Below are 18975 nucleotides of genomic sequence, written 5' to 3'. Positions count from 1 at the left end.
GACGCCGTGCGACCGGGGCTTGCCGCCGATTCGGCCCGGTCGGGGCCGGGCTTGTCTGGTCTGTCCGGTCTGCGATGTCGCGCATGGGGTGTTTCACATATCAACACACCGCAGTGCATAAATATGCATGAGTTTGCATAATCGCGTATACTCGTCCGAGACACCTTAATGGAAAAGAGATGAGTATGGCGAAATATACAGTGGCCGTGGCCGGGGCCACAGGCTATGCCGGTGGCGAGGCGCTGCGCATTCTGGCGGCGCATCCCGACTTCGAGGTCACCTGCGTGGCCGGCCATTCCTCGGTGGGGGATTCCATGGCCAAGCACATGCCCCACATTCCCCAATTGGCCGAACTGGTCGTTGAGGACACCACGCCCGAAGTGCTCAACGGCCATGATGTCATCATCCTGGCCCTGCCGCACGGCGCATCCGGCAAGCTGGCCGCCCAACTCGATCCGGACGCGGTCGTCGTCGATCTGGGCGCCGACCACCGCCTCGAGGAGCGTCAGGCGTGGGACGAGTTCTATGGTGGCGACTTCTACGAGCACTGGACATACGGCATGCCCGAGCTCATCACCGGCAAAACCGCGAACGGCGAGTACATCCGCCAGCGCGAATCGCTGCCTGGCGTGAAGCGCATCGCGGGTCCCGGCTGCAATGTCACCGCTACCACGCTGGCCCTCCAGCCCGGCGTCGCCGAGGGGCTTGTGGAGCCCAGAAGCATCGTGGCCGACTTGGTTGTCGGCTATTCCGGCGCTGGCAAGAACCTCAAGCGCACCAACCTGCTCGCCGCCGAGGCATTGGGGTCCGCCTTGCCGTATTCGGTGGGTGGCACGCACCGGCATATTCCCGAAATCCTGCAGAACCTCGCGCACGCCGCCGGCAAGAGCGCCGCCGCGGCCAACGAATTCACGCTCGGTTTCACGCCGATTCTGGCACCCATGTCCCGCGGCATCCTAGCCACCGTCTCCGCAGTGATGACGGACAAGGCCCTCGCCATGAGTGACGAGGAGATCCGTGCCGTGTGGGCCAAGGCGTATGAAGGCCAGGACTTCATGGTGCTGCTGCCCGAAGGCATGCTGCCCGCCACCGGCAACATCGTCGGCTCCAACGCCGCGCATCTGCAGGTGGTCACCGACCGCCGATCCGAGCGTATCTACGCCTTCGCCGCCATCGACAATCTCAACCGTGGCACCGCCGGTCAGGCGGTCCAGTCCCTGAACATCGCACTCGGCCTGCCTGAGGATGCGGGCCTGACCAAGATTGGAGTCGCACCGTGAGCGTTACATTCGCACAAGGTTTCTCCGCCGCGGGCGTCGCGGCGGGCATTTCCGCCGTCGAAGGCAAGAAGGATCTGGCCCTGGTGGTCAACAACGGACCGCTGGACGCGGCCGCCGGCGTGTTCACCTCGAACCGTTTCTGCGCCGCCCCCGTGCAGTGGAGCCGCAAGGCTCTGGCGGATGGTCATATCAAGGCCGTCATCCTGAATTCGGGCGGGGCCAACGCCTGCACCGGCGAGGCCGGATACCAGCAGTCCGTCGCCACCGCCGAGACCGTGGCCTCGCTGGTCGGGGCCAAGGACCCGTCCGACGTGGCCGTCTGCTCGACCGGCCTCATCGGCGAGCTGTTGCCGCTTGACAACGTACTGGCAGGCGCGAAGACCGCATACGCCGCCTTGGCGAACACCGCCGAGGCCGGCGCAGACGCCTCGCAGGCCATTATGACCACCGACACCAAGCCGAAGACCGTCACTCTGACCGGCTCCAACGGCTGGAAGATCGGCGGCATGGTCAAGGGCTCGGGCATGATCGCCCCGCAGCTGGCCACCATGCTGTGCGTCATCACCACGGACGCCGTGGTCAGCGGCGGCCAGATGCAGGCCGCGCTGAACCAGGCGGCCGAGCATTCGTTCAACCGCATCGACGTGGACGGCTGCATGTCCACGAACGACACGGTGCTGCTGCTCGCCTCCGGCGCCTCCGGCGTCGAACCGGACAAGGACGAGTTCAACCGGCTCGTGCGTGAGGCCTGCTCTTCGCTGGCTCGTCAGATTATCGGCGACGGCGAGGGCGCATCCCACGACATCCGCATCACCGTGACCGGCGCGACCACCGAGGACGCGGCCCTGGCGTGCGGGCGTGCGGTGGCGGCCTCGAACCTGCTCAAGTGCGCCATCTCCGGCAACGATCCGAACTGGGGCCGTATCGTGAGCTCTTTGGGCACGGTCCCCGAGAGCGTGGCACCCTACGATTCGGACAAGGTGACCGTGGACGTCAACGGTGTGCGCATCTGCGAGAATGGCGGTGCCGGACGCGACCGCAGCGAGGTGGACATGACCCCGCGCGAGGTCCATATCGACATCGACCTGAACGCAGGCGACGCCGAGGCCACAGTCTGGACCGACGACCTGACCCACGAGTACGTACATATCAACGCCGACTACGAAAGCTGATTCCACGGGAGCTGACGGGTTTTGGCGCCGGTGTGTGTTGGTAGACACGCTCAAGGCCGTTCGAGCTAGGCCTATGGTCTTGCAACGTGCGTTGGCACCGAAACCCGTTCCCTCCGCGGGAATGAAAGATGAGGAATAACTAAGGAATGGCTACTGAACTGAAGGGACCCGGGTTCCACTTCGACGTGCATACCGATCTGCGCGCCGATCAGAAGGCCGAGGTGCTCATCGAGGCGCTGCCGTGGCTTGAGGAGTTCGCCGGCCAGCGCATCGTGGTCAAATACGGCGGCAACGCCATGATCGACGAACATCTGAAGGCGTGCTTCGCCGAGGATATGGTGTTCCTGCGTCAGGTGGGTCTGCACCCGATCGTCGTGCACGGCGGCGGACCGCAGATCTCCCATATGCTCAAAGCGCTCGGCATCAAGTCCGAGTTCAAGGGTGGCCTGCGGGTCACCACGCCCGAGGCCATGGATGTGGTGCGCATGGTACTCACCGGCAAGGTCTCGCGCGAGTTGGTGGGCCTCATCAACGCCCACGGCCCGATGGCGGTCGGCCTGTCCGGCGAGGACGGCGGACTGTTCTCCGCCATGAAGCGTCGGCCCGTCATCGACGGCGAACCCACGGACATCGGTCTGGTGGGCGACGTGGTCTCCGTGGACGCCTCCGCCGTGGAGGATCTGGTGGCGGCCGGGCGCATCCCGGTCGTCTCCTCCGTGGCGCCGAACGAGGAGGATGCCACGCAGGTACTCAATGTGAACGCCGATTCCGCGGCCGCGGCCCTCGCCGCCGCAGTGGGCGCCCACAAGCTGGTGATTCTGACCGACGTGGACGGCCTGTACGCCGATTGGCCGGACAAGAACTCGCTGATCGGCCGCATCGGCGTCGAGACGCTGCGCGACATGCTGCCTGATCTGGAATCCGGCATGCGTCCGAAAATGGAGGCATGCGTGCGTGCCATCGACGGCGGCGTGCCCCAGGCCCACATCATCGACGGCCGCAAACCGCATTCGATCCTGAACGAGATATTCACCTCCGCAGGCATCGGCACCATGGTCGTGCCCGAGGAGGGACTGGAGATGAGGAGCTCCTATGGCTGCTGAAACCACAGAACACAAGGAAACCCTGGGCGCCGAGGACAGCAGGTGGCTGGGGGAGTACGCCCAGGTCCACATGAACGTGTTCGGCACGCCCCTTCGCGTGATGGACCACGGCAAGGGTGCGCACGTCTGGGACGTCGACGGCAACGAATACCTCGACTTCCTTGCCGGCATCGCCGTGAACTCGCTCGGCTACGCACACCCGAAGTGGGTCGAGGCCGTCGCCGCGCAGGCCGGACGCATGGCGCACATCAGCAACTACTTCGCCTCCGAGCCGCAGATCGAGCTGGCCGCCAAGCTGGTCAAGCTCGCCGGCGCCCCCGAAGGCTCCAAAGTGTACTTCGGCAATTCCGGTGCCGAAGGCAACGAGGCGGCGCTGAAGCTTGCCAAGCTGTATGGCCGCACCCTCCCGGGCGCGCTGCCGTCGGTCGGCGGCAAGCCGGCCCGTATCCTCGCCATGACCCACGGCTTCCACGGTCGTACGATGGGCGCGCTGTCCGCCACTTGGAAGCCCGGCATCCGCAAGCCCTACGACCCGCTGGTGCCGAACATCGAATTCGTGCGCGCCGGCGACAAGCTGGCCCTGCACGACGCCTTCGCCCAGACGGGTCTCGGCAGGTACGGCAAAGGCCCGGTGGCTGCGGTGATTCTGGAGCTCATCCAGGGTGAGGCCGGTGTGCGGCCGCTCGGCGCCGACTATGTCAAGTTCGTACGTGAACTGTGCGACATCAACCACGCGCTGCTCATCATCGACGAAGTGCAGACCGGCATCGGCCGCACCGGCAAGTGGTTCGCGTTCCAGCGCGAGGACCTGTCCGGCGGCGTCACCCCTGACATGGTTACCTTCGCCAAGGGCGTGGCCGGCGGCTTCCCGATGGGCGGCATGATCGCCTTCGGCGCCAAGCTCTCCGCGCTATTCACCCCCGGCTCGCACGGCTCCACCTTCGCCGGCAATCCACTGGGCGCGGCCGCGGCGCTCGCCACGCTCGGCGTGATCGAGGACGAGCATCTCGTCGAGAACGCCGAGGAGCGCGGTCGCCAGCTGCGCGAGGGCATCATGGCCACCGGCAATCCGCTGTATGTGGACGTGCGCGGTCGCGGTCTGCTGGACGCCGTGGAACTCAAGCACCCGTGCGCCCACGCCGTGATGAACCACTGCCTCGAACATGGGCTCATCGTCAACGCGGTGGCCCCCGACGCGCTGCGCTTCGCCCCGCCGCTCATCGTCACCGCCGATGACGTGGACAAGGCCATCGCCATCCTCAAGTCCGTTCCGACCGACCTTCCCAACGACTGATGTATCCGTGGTTCCTCGTTTTCGAGAGACCACGGATACGTCGGGGCATCCCGTCTCGTCCCCGGTTTACATGAGGGAACGGCGTCACTGATGATCGGAAGCGCACCGCAATACGTATCACAACAAAGGAGATCACCATGACCCCAGAACTGCGCCACATGCTGCGCGATGACGACCTCGACCACGAGGAGCAGAAGCAGGTTCTCGAGCTCGCCATCAAATTCCACAAGGACCGCTTCTATCGGCAGCCGTTCGCCGGCCCGCAGGCCGTGGCCGTGCTGTTCGACAAGCCGTCCACCCGCACTCGCTCCAGCTTCTCCATCGGCGTGGCCGAGCTCGGTGGTTATCCGTTGGTCATCGACAAGTCCGGCTCCCAGCTGGGCCGTGGCGAACCGGTGGCGGACACCGCCCGTGTGCTCGACCGCATGGCCTACGGCGTGGTCTGGCGCACCTTCGGCCAGGACCGCGTCGAGGAGATGGCCAAGTACAGCACCCACCCGGTGGTCAACGCCCTGACCGACGACTTCCACCCGTGCCAGATCCTCGCCGACTTCCAGACGATTGCGGAGCACCGCGGCGGTGTGGACAACCTCAAGAACCAGACCATCGCCTACGTGGGTGACGCGGCCAACAACATGTCCAACTCCTACCTGCTCGGCGGTGCCGTGGCCGGCATGAACGTGCGCGTGGCCGGTCCCTACGGCTACCTGCCCCGTCCGGACATCGTGGCCGACGCCGAACGCATCGCCCGCGAGAACGGCGGCTCCATTCTGGTGACCACCGATGCCAAGGAGGCCGTCAAGGACGCCGATTGCGTCTTCACCGACACTTGGGTCTCCATGGGCGAGGAAGCGGAATACGCCATCCGTTCCAAGCCGTTCTGGGATTATCAGGTCAACGCCGAGCTGATGGCGCTGGCCAAGCCGGATGCCCTGTTCCAGCACTGCCTGCCCGCCTACCGCGGCAAGGAGGTTACGCCGGAGGTGATCGACGGACCGCAGTCCGTGGTCTGGGACGAGGCCGAGAACCGACTGCACGCGCAAAAGGCGTTGCTGACCTGGCTGACCGGCAAGGCCCGCGGCGACGAAAGCCTGCTGGCATGACCGCTCGCATGAGCGAGAACCATGAGAACCAGCCGTCGCTGCAGCGTCCGGCCACGAGGGCCGCTCGGCTGAGCGCCATCGAACAGGCGCTGGCCACGCATATCATCACCTCGCAGTCGCAGCTGTCTCGGATTCTGCTCGACGAGGGCATCGTGGTGACCCAGGCTACGCTCAGCCGTGATCTGGATGAGATGCACGCGGTCAAGACGCGTCTGCGCGACGGTACGGTCGCCTACACCGTGGACCGGTCGCAAACCGCCTCGGAGGGCGGTGAGGATGTGGGACAGCGCGGCGAGGCACAAATGTCGCGCGTGCTGTCCGGGCTGGTGACCTCGGTGGCCGCGGCCCGCAATCTCGTGGTGGTGCACACGCCGTCCGGCGCGGCGCAGTATGTGGCGTCGGTCATCGACCGCCAGCCGCTGGACGGCGTGCTGGGCACCATCGCCGGCGACGATACGGTCATGGCGATTTGCGCCGACGATGCCGCCGCCGTCGCCCGTCGTGACTGGTTGCTCGCCCTCGCCTCCAAGTAACCGCCGCGGCTACTTCAGACGAGGAAGCCCTGCTGGATAGGCGGATGCGGTCTGCCGGTCCGTGCGAGGGCGAATGCGCCGCATGCGTAAACGCTACAATTGACGAATACCTGTTTTGCTCCTCTCGGCATCTCACATCCCAACACGCTTATGCATAAATATGCATAGGTCTGTATATACTTTCAACCAGTTTGTTTTTTGACTCCAGAAAGGGAATCCATGGCAGATAACAAGCGCATTGTTCTGGCCTATTCCGGTGGTCTCGACACCTCCGTCGCCATCTCGTATCTCAAGGAACGCACCGGCAAGGACGTCGTGGCCGTGTCTCTCGACGTCGGCCAGGGCGGCGAGAGCCTCGAGACCATCAAGCAGCGCGCGCTCGCCTGTGGTGCTGTCGAGTCCTACGTGGTCGACGCCCGTGACGAGTTCGCCAACGAGTACTGCATGAAGGCCCTCAAGGCCAACGCCATGTACGAGGGTGTCTATCCGCTGGTCTCCGCCATCTCCCGTCCGCTCATCTCCAAGCACCTCGTGCGCGCCGCCCACCAGTTCGGCGCCGACACCATCTCCCACGGCTGCACCGGCAAGGGCAACGATCAGGTCCGTTTCGAGGTGTCCATCGCCTCCATCGACCCGACGCTGAAGGCCATCAGCCCGATTCGCGACCTCTCCCTCACGCGTGACGTGGAGATCGCGTTCGCCAAGGAGCACAAGCTGCCGATCACCCAGACCGAGAAGTCCCCGTACTCCATTGATCAGAACGTGTGGGGCCGCGCCATCGAGACCGGCTTCCTCGAGGACCCGTGGAACGGCCCGACCAAGGACTGCTACTCCTACACCGACGATCCGGCCTTCCCGCCGGTCGAGGACGAGGTGACCATCGAGTTCAAGCAGGGCATCCCGGTCAAGATCGACGGCCGCGACGTCACCCCGCTGCAGGCCATCGAGGAGATGAACCGTCGCGCCGGCGCCCAGGGCATCGGCCGCATCGACCTCATCGAGGATCGTCTGGTGGGCATCAAGTCCCGCGAGCTGTACGAGGCCCCGGGTGCCGTGGCCCTGATCACCGCGCATCAGGAGCTCGAGAACTGCTGCCTCGAGCGTGAGCAGCACCGTATCAAGCGTGACATCGACAAGCGTTGGGGCGAGCTGGTCTACGATGCGCAGTGGTTCTCCCCGGCCACCCAGTCGCTCAACGCCTTCATCGAGGACACCCAGAAGTACGTCTCCGGCGAGATCCGCATGATCCTGCACGGCGGCCGCGCCGTCGTCACCGGTCGTCGATCCGACGCCTCGCTGTACGACTACAAGCTGGCCACCTACGATTCCGGCGACACCTTCGACCAGAAGTCCTCCAACGGCTTCATCGACATCTACGGTCTGCCGTCCCGCGTAGCCGCTGCCCGCGACGTCAAGTTCGGCAACGGCATCGAAGTGCCGACCAACACCGTGGAGTAGGTTCCGACTCAATCCGATTCCAAGTCGATGTGGCAATCTGCATGCCGCAACGCCATATTGAACTCTCCTCAGCAATGAGGGGAGTTTTTGTTATGGGCGTGTGGCCTTTCCGCGTAAGCGAGTTCTGGTGTGTCGCGTGCGAAGTTCGTTGATTGTATCGTTGGCTCCCCTTGTCAGGGGAGCTGTCCCGGCGGGACTGAGGGGTAGTTGGATTCGCCATCGAATTTCTGATGCAGATTCTCGGTAGAAATAGCCTCCGGGCGCGTGATATGACGGAAATACGCAAAATTATTATAGAAGATATAGAACAAATAGTATGATTGGTGTGAGAGAGGAGAGGCTGTGATTATCGAGGTCGACCAGCGAAGCGATGTACCGATCTATGAGCAACTGCATCTCCAAATCATCGCTGCGATAGCCAACGATGAACTTGTCCCGGGCGACCAGCTGCCTTCGGTCCGTTCGCTGGCTGTGGATCTGGGTATCAACCTGCACACGGTGAACAAGGCCTATGCGTTGCTGAGGGATGAGGGTTACATCGTGATGCGACGCGGGTCGGGCGCGCTTGTCGCCGATTGGCGTGATGGCTCAGGCGAGGTGAACCTGGTGGCTGAAATGCAAGACAAGCAGATGAACGATGACTTGTATCGTCTGGCTTTGGCCTACAAGGCCCGTGGCGGAGCCGCGGCGGGGTTCCTTGATGCCGCAGAGCGTCAGTGCGGGCGCGCATATCGGAAATGCAACAGTTGAAAGGAGTGTTGTGATGGATAACATCAATACGATGACTGTGGCGACGAACATCATGCTGGGGCTGTTCTTTCTGTTGCTGGTATTGATGACCGCCAGTGTTTCGATGGTGCCATGGATCGCCGACCGGCATGTGGTGTTCGGAGTCAGTGTGCCGTTGTCCGCCCATACGGACAGACGCATTCGTGGATATAAAGCGATGTACGCGTGCAATATAGTGAGTTGTGGCATTATTGCCCTGCTTATCGATGCGATGATTTGGCGTAATTTCGGCATGGCCGGTGCACTCTGGGCGTTGTTCATCAGTTCGCTGGTGATTGCGGCAATGGGGTTTATCGCGCAGCAGAGGTATCGGCGTCTTACGCTTGAGCTCAAGAAGGAGCGCGGCTGGACCGCGACCGGCGAGCGTCACTCCGCATTGATAGGGGAGCGGGATAATCCGGAGCCGTTGGGTCTCGCCTGGGAATCGCTGCATGTTGTAGCGATCGCCGTCACAATAGCGGTCGGCGTGCTTGGCTATGACCGTATGCCGGATCGGGTGGCGATGCATGCGAATGCAGCCGGACAGATCGATGGATGGGCGGACAAGAGTCCCATGTTGATCTGGTATCCGGTGATTGCGCAGGTGATGCTGGCCATGGTCATGATGGCAGGTCATGCGGCGATCATCTATGCCAAGCATCCTATCGACCCGGACCATCCCGCCGCCACAGGGTATGCATATGGCGTGTTCTCCCGCGTGTGGAGCATCTACATGCTGGTCATCGGACTGCTGACTGCCGGTGGCATCGGTATGGGCATACAGCTGTCTAACATAGGGGTGATCACGCTGGGGACGTTTGGCGTATTCGCCATGTTCATCGCCGTGGCGGCACTGTTGGGCGCACTGGTGATAGGCCTGTATTACGGGCAGAACGGATCCCATGAATATGCGGAGCGCCGTTCGGTGACTATGGGTCGTGGCGGCGAGGATGCTGCAACCGATGGCGATAAGTCGATGCCGTATGATGACGACCGCTACTGGGTGGCGGGAGTGTTCTACGTCAATCGCGACGACCCCGCTGTCATGGTGCCCAAGCGTTTCGGCGTCGGATGGACGGTCAACTTCGCCCGCCCGTCGGTGATCATCGTGTCTGTGGTCCTCATTGCGGTTTGCATCGGTTCTCTGGTGTTCGCGGTGATGTAGCCCAACGCTGATACTCTGACAGACAGTCGCAAACCATATGAATGCATGTGAAGTGCACTATCATGCACGCACGCGCATTTTCCGGGATATCGCATGACGCGCAGGAACGCGAAGGAGTAACGCATGACCGAATCCAACCAGCAGTCCGAACACCTCGCCCTGTGGGGCGGCCGATTCACGTCCGGCCCCTCGCCCGAGCTGGCCCGTCTGTCCAAGTCCACGCAGTTCGACTGGCGCCTGGCGGACGACGACATCGCCGGCTCCCGCGCCCACGCCCGCGCACTCGGCCGCGCCGGACTCCTGACCGACGACGAGCTCAAGCGCATGGAGGATGCGCTCGACACCCTGCAGCGCCGGGTGGACGATGGCTCCTTCGCCCCCATCGAGGACGATGAGGACGAGGCCACCGCGCTCGAACGCGGCCTCATCGACATCGCCGGCGACGAGCTCGGCGGCAAGCTCAGGGCCGGCCGTTCCCGCAACGACCAGATCGCCTGCCTGATCCGCATGTGGCTGCGCCGTCACTCCCGCGTGATTGCCGGGCTGCTGCTCGATCTCGTCAACGCCCTCATCGAACAGGCCGAGAAGGCCGGCCACACCGTGATGCCGGGCCGCACCCACATGCAGCACGCCCAGCCCGTGCTGCTCGCCCATCAGCTCATGGCCCACGCATGGCCGCTCATCCGCGACGTGCAGCGCCTCATCGACTGGGACAAGCGCATCAACGCCTCCCCGTATGGCTCCGGCGCGCTCGCCGGCAACACGTTGGGCCTCGACCCGGAGGCCGTGGCCCGCGAGCTCGGCTTCTCCCGTGTGACCGACAACTCCATCGACGGCACCGCCTCCCGTGATTTGGTGGCCGAATTCGCGTTCATCGCCGCCATGACCGGTGTGGATATCTCCCGTCTCTCGGAGGAGATCATCATCTGGAACACGCAGGAGTTCGCCTTCGTCAAGCTGGACGACGCTTACTCCACCGGCTCCTCGATCATGCCGCAGAAGAAGAACCCGGACATCGCCGAGCTGGCACGTGGCAAGTCCGGCCGTCTCATCGGCGACCTGACCGGCCTTATGACCACGCTCAAGGGCCTGCCCACCGCCTACGCCCGCGACCTGCAGGAGGACAAGGAGGCGGTGTTCGATCAGGTCGACACGCTCGAGGTGCTGCTGCCCGCCTTCACCGGCATGGTCCGTACCATGCGTTTCGATGCTGACCGTCTTGAGGCCGAGGCTCCGACCGGATTCGCGCTCGCCACCGATATCGCCGAATGGCTGGTCAAGAACGGGGTGCCGTTCCGCCACGCCCACGAGCTGTCCGGCGCGTGCGTCAAGCTCGCCGAAGGCCGCGGTCAGGAGCTGTGGGACCTGACGGACGAGGACTTCGTCGAGACGTTCTCCGCGTTCCTGCCCGCCGACAAGGCCCCGGGTGTGCGCGAGGTGCTGTCGAGCCACGGTTCGGTCAACTCTCGCAACGGCAAGGGCGGCACCGCCTACGGCCGTGTGCGCGAGCAGATCGTCGATGCCAAGGCCGAGGCGGAGGAGCTCAAGGTCTTCGCGGACTCGTCCTCGGATGGTTCCGCCTACAAGGCGCCCGGCACGTTCTAAGGTTCGCCGAGGCTCGCAAAGATTCGTAATACCCGCAGGCTCACCAAGGCCTCAGGTTCCTGGAGTTCCGGACTTTCCCCGCGCTTCCGGACTTGCCCGGGCCTTTTCGCGCACTTGCGGTCTCCCGAACGAACTTCCAATCCAGTCGGCTCCCTCTCCGTGAGGGGGCCGTTTTTCGTGTCGCACAGCCGGTTGTCATCGTGGACATCTACACTAGAGCGCAGTACGAACGGGAGCCGTAAGGCTGAGAGGAAGCGTGAAGCTTCGACCGGGGAACTTGACGCGGGTCATGCCGCCGTAAGGAATCGTCGTTTGGATTTGTCAGGGGATGCAGTCGAAGCTTCCAAGGACTCGCAGCGTTGCGACAGACCGCTCGTGGAGCACTATAACCAAGCTGTAGGGCTGATAGGCGCGGGTCTAGTCATCGCGGGATTCGTGAAGACGAAGGCGAGAGACGGACGCAGTGCATATCGGGCATACGGTCGCATGACTGGGTTCATGAATGGGCGCACCACTTAGGGTACGGTTCGTTTCGTGCGCCCTTTTTTAGTATTCGGAGGGATTATGCAGGTCAACGGCGAGCAGGTCACGCTTGACGCACCGGTCAGCGTGGCCGACTACCTCGAAGCGCACGGATTCCGTGCCGAACGGGTGGCCATCGAACTCAACGGCGAGATCATCCCGCGTGAGCGGCGTGCGGACGTCATGCTGGACGACCAGTGCGTCATGGAAATCGTTCAATTCGTCCAAGGTGGATGAATCCGGAACGGATGTAAGGAAAGGAAACCAATCATGAGCAACATCAATCCGGTCACTGAGGAATCCGTCGAGGCCACGCCGTTGCCGCCGCAGCCGAAGGTCGTCAATCCGGTGGGCACGGCCGCTCCCATGCTGCCGGTCGAGGATAAGCCGCTGAACCTCGGCGGCCATGAGTTCCAGTCGCGTTTCATTCTGGGTTCCGGCCGCTATGACCTGAACCTCATCAAGGCCACCGTCGAACACGCCGGCACGCAGATCGTCACCATGGCGCTGCGCCGTGCGCAGACCACCGAGAACAGCGTGCTCGATTACATTCCCGAAGGCATCACGCTGCTGCCGAACACCTCCGGCGCGCGCAACGCCGAAGAGGCCGTGCGCATCGCCCGTCTCGCACGCGAGGTGTGCCACACCGATTTCGTCAAGGTGGAGATCGAGCACGAGACCAAGTATCTGCTGCCGGACAACGCCGAAACCATCCGCGCCACCGAAATGCTGGCCAAGGAAGGATTCGTGGTCATGCCGTACATGTTCCCGGACCCTATCGCCGCACGTCAGCTCGAGGAGGCCGGCGCGGCAGCGGTCATGCCGCTCGGCTCGCTCATCGGCTCCAACATGGGCCTGCGCATGCGTGACTTCATCGAGATCATCATCGCCAACGCGCATGTGCCGGTGATCATCGACGCCGGCATCGGCCGACCGAGCCAGGCTTGCGATGCGATGGAGATGGGCGCGGACGCCGTCATGGCATACACCGCCGTGGCCTCCGCGGGCAACATCCCGCTGATGGCCGAGGCGTTCAAGAACGCCATCAACGCCGGCCGTGCAGCCTACCTGTCCGGTCTCGGCAAGGTGACCGAAGGCCAGGCCGTGCCGTCCAGCCCGACCACTGGATATCTGCACTGAAATTTGTATTGATATTTGGGATTGCTCCCTGCGGGTTGGCGATGGTTCCCCTCAGTCCGTCCGGCTCTCCTCAGTCCGCTTCGCGGCCAGCTCCCCTCAGGGAGGGGAGCCGAGTGGGGGGAATGACGTCGCGATTATCTCACGTAAGGGGAGGCGAGTGGGGGCTGGCGTTGCGGTTCTCTCGCTTGAGGGGAACGGGGGCTCGTCGCTTCGGCTTCCTTGCTTGGGGAGCCGGGATTTGGAGACAACATGGCATTATCGGATGAACAGCTTGAACGGTACTCCCGTCACCTCATCCTGAAGGGTGTGGGCGTAAAAGGGCAGAAGCGGCTGCTTGCCGCCAGCGTGCTCATCATCGGAGCGGGCGGACTCGGCTCGCCAGCAGCCCTGTATTTGGCGGCAGCGGGCGTGGGACGCATCGGACTCGTGGACGGCGATGTGGTCGATCTGAGTAACCTCCAGCGTCAGATCATCCACACCAACGCCGCGGTCGGCACCCCCAAGGTGGAATCAGCCGCGGCGGCCATCCGCGCGCTCAACCCGGACGTGACAGTCGAGACCCACCATGAACTGGTGGACGCCCGCAACATCGCCGCGCTGATCGAACCGTATGACCTGGTGATCGATGCCACCGACAACTTCGCGGCCAAATTCCTCATCAACGACGCCTGCGTGCTGGCCGGCAAGCCGTTCATCCACGCCGGCGTGGTCGGATTCGCCGGTCAGGTGATGGACGTGGTGCCCGGCGAGGGACCGTGCTACCGGTGCATCTTCCGTGATATGCCAGCGGCGGGCGAGATCCCGACCTGCAAGGAGGCCGGCGTGCTTGGCGCGGTGGTCGGCGTGATCGGCAGCCTTGAGGCCACCGAAGCCGCCAAACTCATCGTCGGCGTGGGGGAGCCGCTGGTGGGCCGCATGCTCACCGTCGACGCGTTGACAATGAACATCCGCCGTGTGCCGCTGCCCACGCATGTGCCGGACTGCCCGGTATGCGGTGATCACCCGACCATCACCACACTCGAGCCGGCCAACTACGTCCAGCCGGTCTGCGCCATCTGAACCGCGCCATCTGAACCATCGAACAGGACGACCGCGTAGGCTCGTCCGCACGGCCATCGGGAACGGCCATTTTTGGAAGGGGAAAACCATGACCATCACCTTGAAGCACGATCATGATGCCGACGACTACCGGCACATCGACGCGAATGAATTCGCACATCTTGACACATCCTCGGTCACGTTCTTGGATTTGCGCGCGCCGGATGAAGTGCTGGTGCACCCGATCGCCGGAGCGATCAACATCCCGTTCGAGAACATCGGACACATCGGCGATGCGCTGAGCGACATTCCGAAATCCAAGCCGGTGGTCGTCTTCTGCCGGGTGGGCGACTGGAGCACGCAGGTGTGCGAGATTCTGGCCGATCGCGGATACGATGCCGTCAATCTCGATGGCGGGTATGAGGCGTTGCGGGAAGCCGCCGCCGGGGAGTCCGGGGATGCTCGGGCCGAGAGCAATCCGTCCGAGAAGGGGCAGTCCGGCTCCGGCTCGTCGTCGCATGCGGCCGCTTCCGGTTCCGCGCCGGTCATGCCGCCCGTCGCACCGGTCACGTTGACCGCGCCCGTCTCATCCAAGGCCAAAACAGGCGACGGCACCGCATCGAGCGGAACCGCAACGCCGCAGCTGCTGCATGTGGATGCCAAGGGACTCAAATGCCCCGGACCGATTGTGGCCGTGGCCGATGCCCTGCGCGACCAGCCGGTCGGCACCCGCCTGAAGGCCGAGGCCACCGAGGACGCCTTCTGCTCGGACATCGCCGTATGGGCCGAACGCACCGGCAACCGTCTCATCGATCTTCGCCGGGACGACGAGGGCATCATCCACGTCGAGCTTGAGAAAACAGCCGCACAGCCTGCGGGGCGGTCTCTCGGCGCGAACCCGAGCGCGGCTGCGGTGCCGACTCCCGCTGACGCCGGCGGCGATGTGCTCCATGACAAGACCTTCGTGGTGTTCAGCGGCGATTTGGACAAGACCATCGCCGTGTTCATCATGGCCAACGGCGCCGCGGCGATGGGACGCAAGGTCACCATCTTCTTCACGTTCTGGGGGCTCAACATCCTGCGCCGCCCCAAGCGCGTACGCACGAACAAGAACCTCATCGAGCGCATGTTCGGCTTCATGATGCCGCGCGGCACCCGCAAACTCGGTCTGAGCCGCATGAACATGGGCGGCCTCGGTGCCGCGATGATCCGTTGGATCATGAAGTCCAAGAACGTGGCATCCCTTGAGGAGCTCATGCGCCAGGCCAAGGAGCATGGCGTGCGGCTGGTGGCCTGCCAGATGTCCATGGACATCATGGGCATCCGCAAGGAGGAGCTGATCGACGGCGTGGAACTTGGCGGTGTCAGCACGTTCCTCGGCTCCGGCGAGACCAGCGATATGAGCCTGTTCGTGTGAGCCCATCCGCGTGAGCCGCCCTGTTGCGGCGCCCGCCGACGTCTTCGCTCATCTCATCCCGGAGTATGAGGGCGGGCGGGCAAGGTTCTGCCATACAATCGGTCACGAAACGCCGGCGCCCGACCGTACATCGCCATGGACCCCGGCCCGCCGCGACGGCCCTGCACGGCCATCGCGCAAGATCCTTGATTCCGATGGGGAGGACGCAAACCGTGGGACATCTGCTCACCCGTACGCAGATTCAACGACTGGTCGCCAGACACGGCCGTGAAGTCATCGAGCACAGTCATATGGAAATCGAACGATGCTGCTACCAGCACGGCAACGTGACCACCTTCGCCCATTCCGTGCGTGTGGCGTGTCTGGCCGTCTGGATGGCCGATCGCGCGCACCTGTGGCATCGCGTGGACCTGCGCTCGCTCATCCGGGCGGCCCTGCTCCACGACTATTTCCTGTATGACTGGCACGACTGGGACAACGGCGAGCATCGCTGGCACGGCTTCACCCACGGTCACGCCGCCCTTGTCAATGCGCTTAGGGACTTCACGCTCAACGACATCGAGCGCGACAGCATCGAGAAGCACATGTTCCCGATGACCCCGGTGCCGCCCCGGTACATCGAGGGATATCTGGTGACGTTGGCGGACAAGCTGTCTGCCACACGCGAGACCCTCTCCCTCGGCCGGTTCCACAAGAAGGCGCTGCCTCCACGGGATCGATTGGCGCATATCCCCGGCCACGGACCGCTGACCCATGCCGGACAGACGCACCGCTCCTCCGCCGGAACCGAGGCCCGTTCGTGACGCTGGTACTGGAGCACCTGTTCCTGTGGTTCATCCTGTACAGCTTTGCCGGCTGGGTCTACGAGTCGATTCTCGTCTCCTGCCAGGAGCGCCGTCTTGTCAACAGGGGATTCCTCAACGGCCCGCTCTGCCCGATTTACGGCACCGGGGCGGTGGCCGGCATTGTGGTGCTCGGCAACGTGAAGCATCCGCTGGTGGTGTTCCTCGTCGCGATGGTCGGCGCCTCGATACTCGAATACGCCACCTCCTGGGCCATGGAACGGCTGTTCCACGCGCGCTGGTGGGATTATTCGCATTTCCGGTTCAATCTCAACGGGCGCATATGCCTGTTGGGCGCGGTAGTCTTCGGCCTTGGCGGCGTGGTGATCGTCGATGTGGTCCAGCCTCCGGTGGAGCGGGTCACCGACATGATTCCGGCGCAGGTGGTGCATGTGCTGGTCGCGGTGCTGGTGCTGCTGACCGTCCTCGACACGGTGGTCACCGTGGTGGGCATCGTGGACTTTGAGCAGAGCCTCGAACGGTTCAGGTCGGCCGTGTCCAAGTACGGCGGGGCGATGCGCGAGAAGGTGGAGGACGCGGTGTCCGGCGCCACGGATCTGGTCGCCGGTGCCACTGGCAAGGCGTCCGGCGTCGCCTCCGATATGGCCGCCAGCGTGATTGATGGCGCCTCCGGGAAGCTCGGCGGCGTGCCCAGTTCCGTGGGCCAGGCCGTGGGGCAGATGGGCCAGCGGGTCGGCGAGTCGTGGCAGAACGGCAAGGAGATGTCGGCCGAGTTCATGCTGCGCATCAAGGACACCGCCGATGCTGTGTTCAACCACCAGCAGCGCCGTATGATCGCCTCGTTCCCGCGCCTGAAGACCACCCGATACAACGAGACGCTGCAGCAGTTGCGCGAGACAATGGAGAAGCTGTACCGAGGACGGTGACCGCCGTGTGGCTGACGCGCCATTGCCGTGCCAATCGGGGCGCTCGGATGCCGCTCACCGGCCCCGGCCCCGGTCCGCTAGCCGGGCGACCCTGCCGGCTGCATACTGTCGCCGTGTTCTGCGAGACTTGGAGACGCTTGAAAATGGAGTAGAGCATGTCCAATCACACAATTCGATAGGGAGAGCGACCAGTTATGGCTCACGTCATCGACTTCAAAGAGGCAGGATTCGATACCCTGCTCGATGAACTGGAATGGCGCGGGTTGATCTCGCAGTCCACGGACCGCGATCGACTCGCACACGCACTGAACGACGAGCCGATCACCTATTATTGCGGTTTCGATCCCACCGCCGCCTCCCTGCACATCGGCAATCTGGTGCAGCTCATCAACATGCGTCACCTGCAGCTTGCGGGTCATCATCCGATCGCTCTGGTGGGCGGTGCCACCGGTCTGATCGGCGACCCGCGTCAGTCCGGCGAGCGCACGCTCAACCCGAAGGACGTGGTGGCCGGCTGGGCCGACCGTCTCAAGCGTCAGATCGGCGGCATCCTGGCCACCGACGGTGACAATCCGGTGCGTTTCGTGTCCAATTACGATTGGACCGCGCAGATGACCGTGATCGACTTCCTGCGCGACGTCGGCAAGAACTTCCGTCTGGGTACCATGCTCGCCAAGGACACGGTGGCCCGCCGCCTCAACTCGGAGGAGGGCATCTCCTTCACCGAGTTCAGCTACCAGGTGCTGCAGGGCAACGATTTCCTCCACCTGTATGACGAGTACCACTGCACGCTTGAGCTCGGCGGCTCCGACCAGTGGGGCAACCTCACCTCGGGTCTCGACCTCATCCACAAGGTGCGCGGCGTGGACGTCAACGTGTTCACCAGCCCGATCATCACGGATGCGAACGGCAAGAAGTTCGGCAAGTCGGAGGGCAACGCCGTCTGGCTCGACGGCACCATGCTTTCGCCGTACAAGTTCTACCAGTTCTGGATCAACCGTCCGGACGTGGAGATGGAGAGCCTGCTGAAGGCCTTCACCTTCCTGCCGAAGGCGGAGATCGAGCGTCTGGTCGAGGAGTCCAAGACCAATCCGGGCGCCCGCGAGGCGCAGAAGACGCTCGCATGGGAGGTCACCAGCTTCGTGCATGGCGAGGCCGCCACCCAGGCCGCCATCGACGCCTCCTCCGCGCTGTTCGGCCGTGGCGGCAACCTCGAGGACATCGACGAGGACACGCTCGAATCCGTGCTGGACGGCTTCAAGGTCGTGGATGAGAACGGCGAGCATGCGTTCCCGTCCGCCGTACCCGGCGACCGCGTGATCGACGCCGCACAGGCCGCGGGACTGTTCAAGTCCGCGTCCGAGGCCCGTCGAGCCATCAAGTCCGGTGGCGTCTACCTCAACAACAACCGTGTGGAGGACGAGGAGCAGGTGCTTGGCGAAGGGGACTTCCTCGCCGGACGCTTCGCGCTGATCCGCCGCGGCAAGAAGGCGCTCGGCGCGGTCGAAAGCCGCTGACCGCAACCGTTTCCTCCGGTGGAATCCGCCGGAGGTGATCGAAGGGCGGCGCCACGATGGACGACCGCCCTTTTTCCGAAAGATGACACGTCATTCGAAGCAATGGACTTCGTATCAGAAAGGCACATGAA

General features: G+C 63.8%; 17 protein-coding genes and 1 riboswitch. All 17 genes read left to right on the top strand.

Annotation, left to right across the window (positions count from 1 at the left end; genetic code table 11):
* The first annotated feature begins 185 nt into the window (after window positions 1-185).
* On the top strand, window positions 186-1280 hold the full coding sequence (gene argC / locus BG22_RS05180) for an N-acetyl-gamma-glutamyl-phosphate reductase (protein ID WP_140493834.1): 1095 nt from the start codon (window positions 186-188) through the stop codon (window positions 1278-1280).
* Window positions 1277-2452 (top strand): bifunctional glutamate N-acetyltransferase/amino-acid acetyltransferase ArgJ, encoded by a 1176-nt coding sequence (argJ, locus tag BG22_RS05175; protein ID WP_094667704.1) that lies wholly within the window; start codon window positions 1277-1279, stop codon window positions 2450-2452. The genes argC and argJ overlap by 4 nt, the downstream gene beginning before the upstream one ends.
* A 146-nt stretch (window positions 2453-2598) precedes the next feature.
* Entirely contained in the window at window positions 2599-3555 is a 957-nt protein-coding gene (gene argB / locus BG22_RS05170) for an acetylglutamate kinase (RefSeq protein WP_094667703.1), read from the top strand.
* Entirely contained in the window at window positions 3545-4849 is a 1305-nt protein-coding gene (locus BG22_RS05165) for an acetylornithine transaminase (RefSeq protein ID WP_140493833.1), read from the top strand. Before argB ends, BG22_RS05165 begins: the two co-directional genes overlap by 11 nt.
* 137 nt (window positions 4850-4986) lie before the next feature.
* The gene (gene argF / locus BG22_RS05160; RefSeq protein WP_094667701.1) at window positions 4987-5952 is read left to right on the top strand and encodes an ornithine carbamoyltransferase; all 966 of its coding nucleotides are present in this window, start codon (window positions 4987-4989) and stop codon (window positions 5950-5952) included.
* Between the two features lie 8 nt (window positions 5953-5960).
* Complete coding sequence (locus tag BG22_RS05155; protein ID WP_094667745.1) at window positions 5961-6485, top strand: arginine repressor; 525 nt, start codon at window positions 5961-5963, stop codon at window positions 6483-6485.
* A gap of 219 nt (window positions 6486-6704) precedes the next feature.
* Window positions 6705-7943, top strand: coding sequence for an argininosuccinate synthase (locus BG22_RS05150; protein ID WP_140493831.1), 1239 nt, complete (start codon window positions 6705-6707; stop codon window positions 7941-7943).
* A 342-nt stretch (window positions 7944-8285) separates the two neighbouring features.
* Window positions 8286-8693, top strand: coding sequence for a GntR family transcriptional regulator (locus BG22_RS05145; protein WP_094667699.1), 408 nt, complete (start codon window positions 8286-8288; stop codon window positions 8691-8693).
* 13 nt (window positions 8694-8706) lie between these two features.
* Window positions 8707-9876, top strand: coding sequence for a DUF1648 domain-containing protein (locus tag BG22_RS05140; RefSeq protein WP_258186214.1), 1170 nt, complete (start codon window positions 8707-8709; stop codon window positions 9874-9876).
* 123 nt (window positions 9877-9999) lie between these two features.
* Complete coding sequence (gene argH / locus BG22_RS05135; protein ID WP_140493829.1) at window positions 10000-11481, top strand: argininosuccinate lyase; 1482 nt, start codon at window positions 10000-10002, stop codon at window positions 11479-11481.
* Window positions 11482-11700: 219 nt separating this feature from the next.
* Window positions 11701-11803, top strand: a riboswitch (TPP riboswitch).
* A gap of 242 nt (window positions 11804-12045) precedes the next feature.
* A complete protein-coding gene (gene thiS, locus BG22_RS05130) occupies window positions 12046-12240 on the top strand; it encodes a sulfur carrier protein ThiS (RefSeq protein WP_094667688.1) in 195 nt (64 codons plus the stop codon).
* A gap of 33 nt (window positions 12241-12273) precedes the next feature.
* Window positions 12274-13143, top strand: coding sequence for a thiazole synthase (locus tag BG22_RS05125; RefSeq protein WP_094667687.1), 870 nt, complete (start codon window positions 12274-12276; stop codon window positions 13141-13143).
* A gap of 249 nt (window positions 13144-13392) precedes the next feature.
* Window positions 13393-14202 (top strand): thiazole biosynthesis adenylyltransferase ThiF, encoded by an 810-nt coding sequence (thiF, locus tag BG22_RS05120; protein WP_140493827.1) that lies wholly within the window; start codon window positions 13393-13395, stop codon window positions 14200-14202.
* An 88-nt stretch (window positions 14203-14290) separates the two neighbouring features.
* Window positions 14291-15598: a DsrE/DsrF/DrsH-like family protein gene (locus BG22_RS05115; protein WP_140493825.1), complete on the top strand. Its 1308-nt coding sequence runs from the start codon at window positions 14291-14293 to the stop codon at window positions 15596-15598.
* A 212-nt stretch (window positions 15599-15810) separates the two neighbouring features.
* Window positions 15811-16401 (top strand): HD domain-containing protein, encoded by a 591-nt coding sequence (locus BG22_RS05110; protein WP_140493866.1) that lies wholly within the window; start codon window positions 15811-15813, stop codon window positions 16399-16401.
* Entirely contained in the window at window positions 16398-17327 is a 930-nt protein-coding gene (locus BG22_RS11445; protein WP_140493823.1) for a putative ABC transporter permease, read from the top strand. Before BG22_RS05110 ends, BG22_RS11445 begins: the two co-directional genes overlap by 4 nt.
* Window positions 17328-17521: 194 nt before the next feature.
* Window positions 17522-18844: a tyrosine--tRNA ligase gene (gene tyrS, locus BG22_RS05100; RefSeq protein ID WP_140493821.1), complete on the top strand. Its 1323-nt coding sequence runs from the start codon at window positions 17522-17524 to the stop codon at window positions 18842-18844.
* Window positions 18845-18975: the final 131 nt, after the last annotated feature.

This window comes from Bifidobacterium sp. UTBIF-78, assembly GCF_006408945.1.
In the GTDB taxonomy this organism is placed as follows: Bacteria; Actinomycetota; Actinomycetes; order Actinomycetales; family Bifidobacteriaceae; genus Bifidobacterium; species Bifidobacterium myosotis.
The sequence above is the reverse complement of the archived record's forward strand: the minus strand, read 5'-3'. Positions and strand labels throughout refer to the sequence as shown.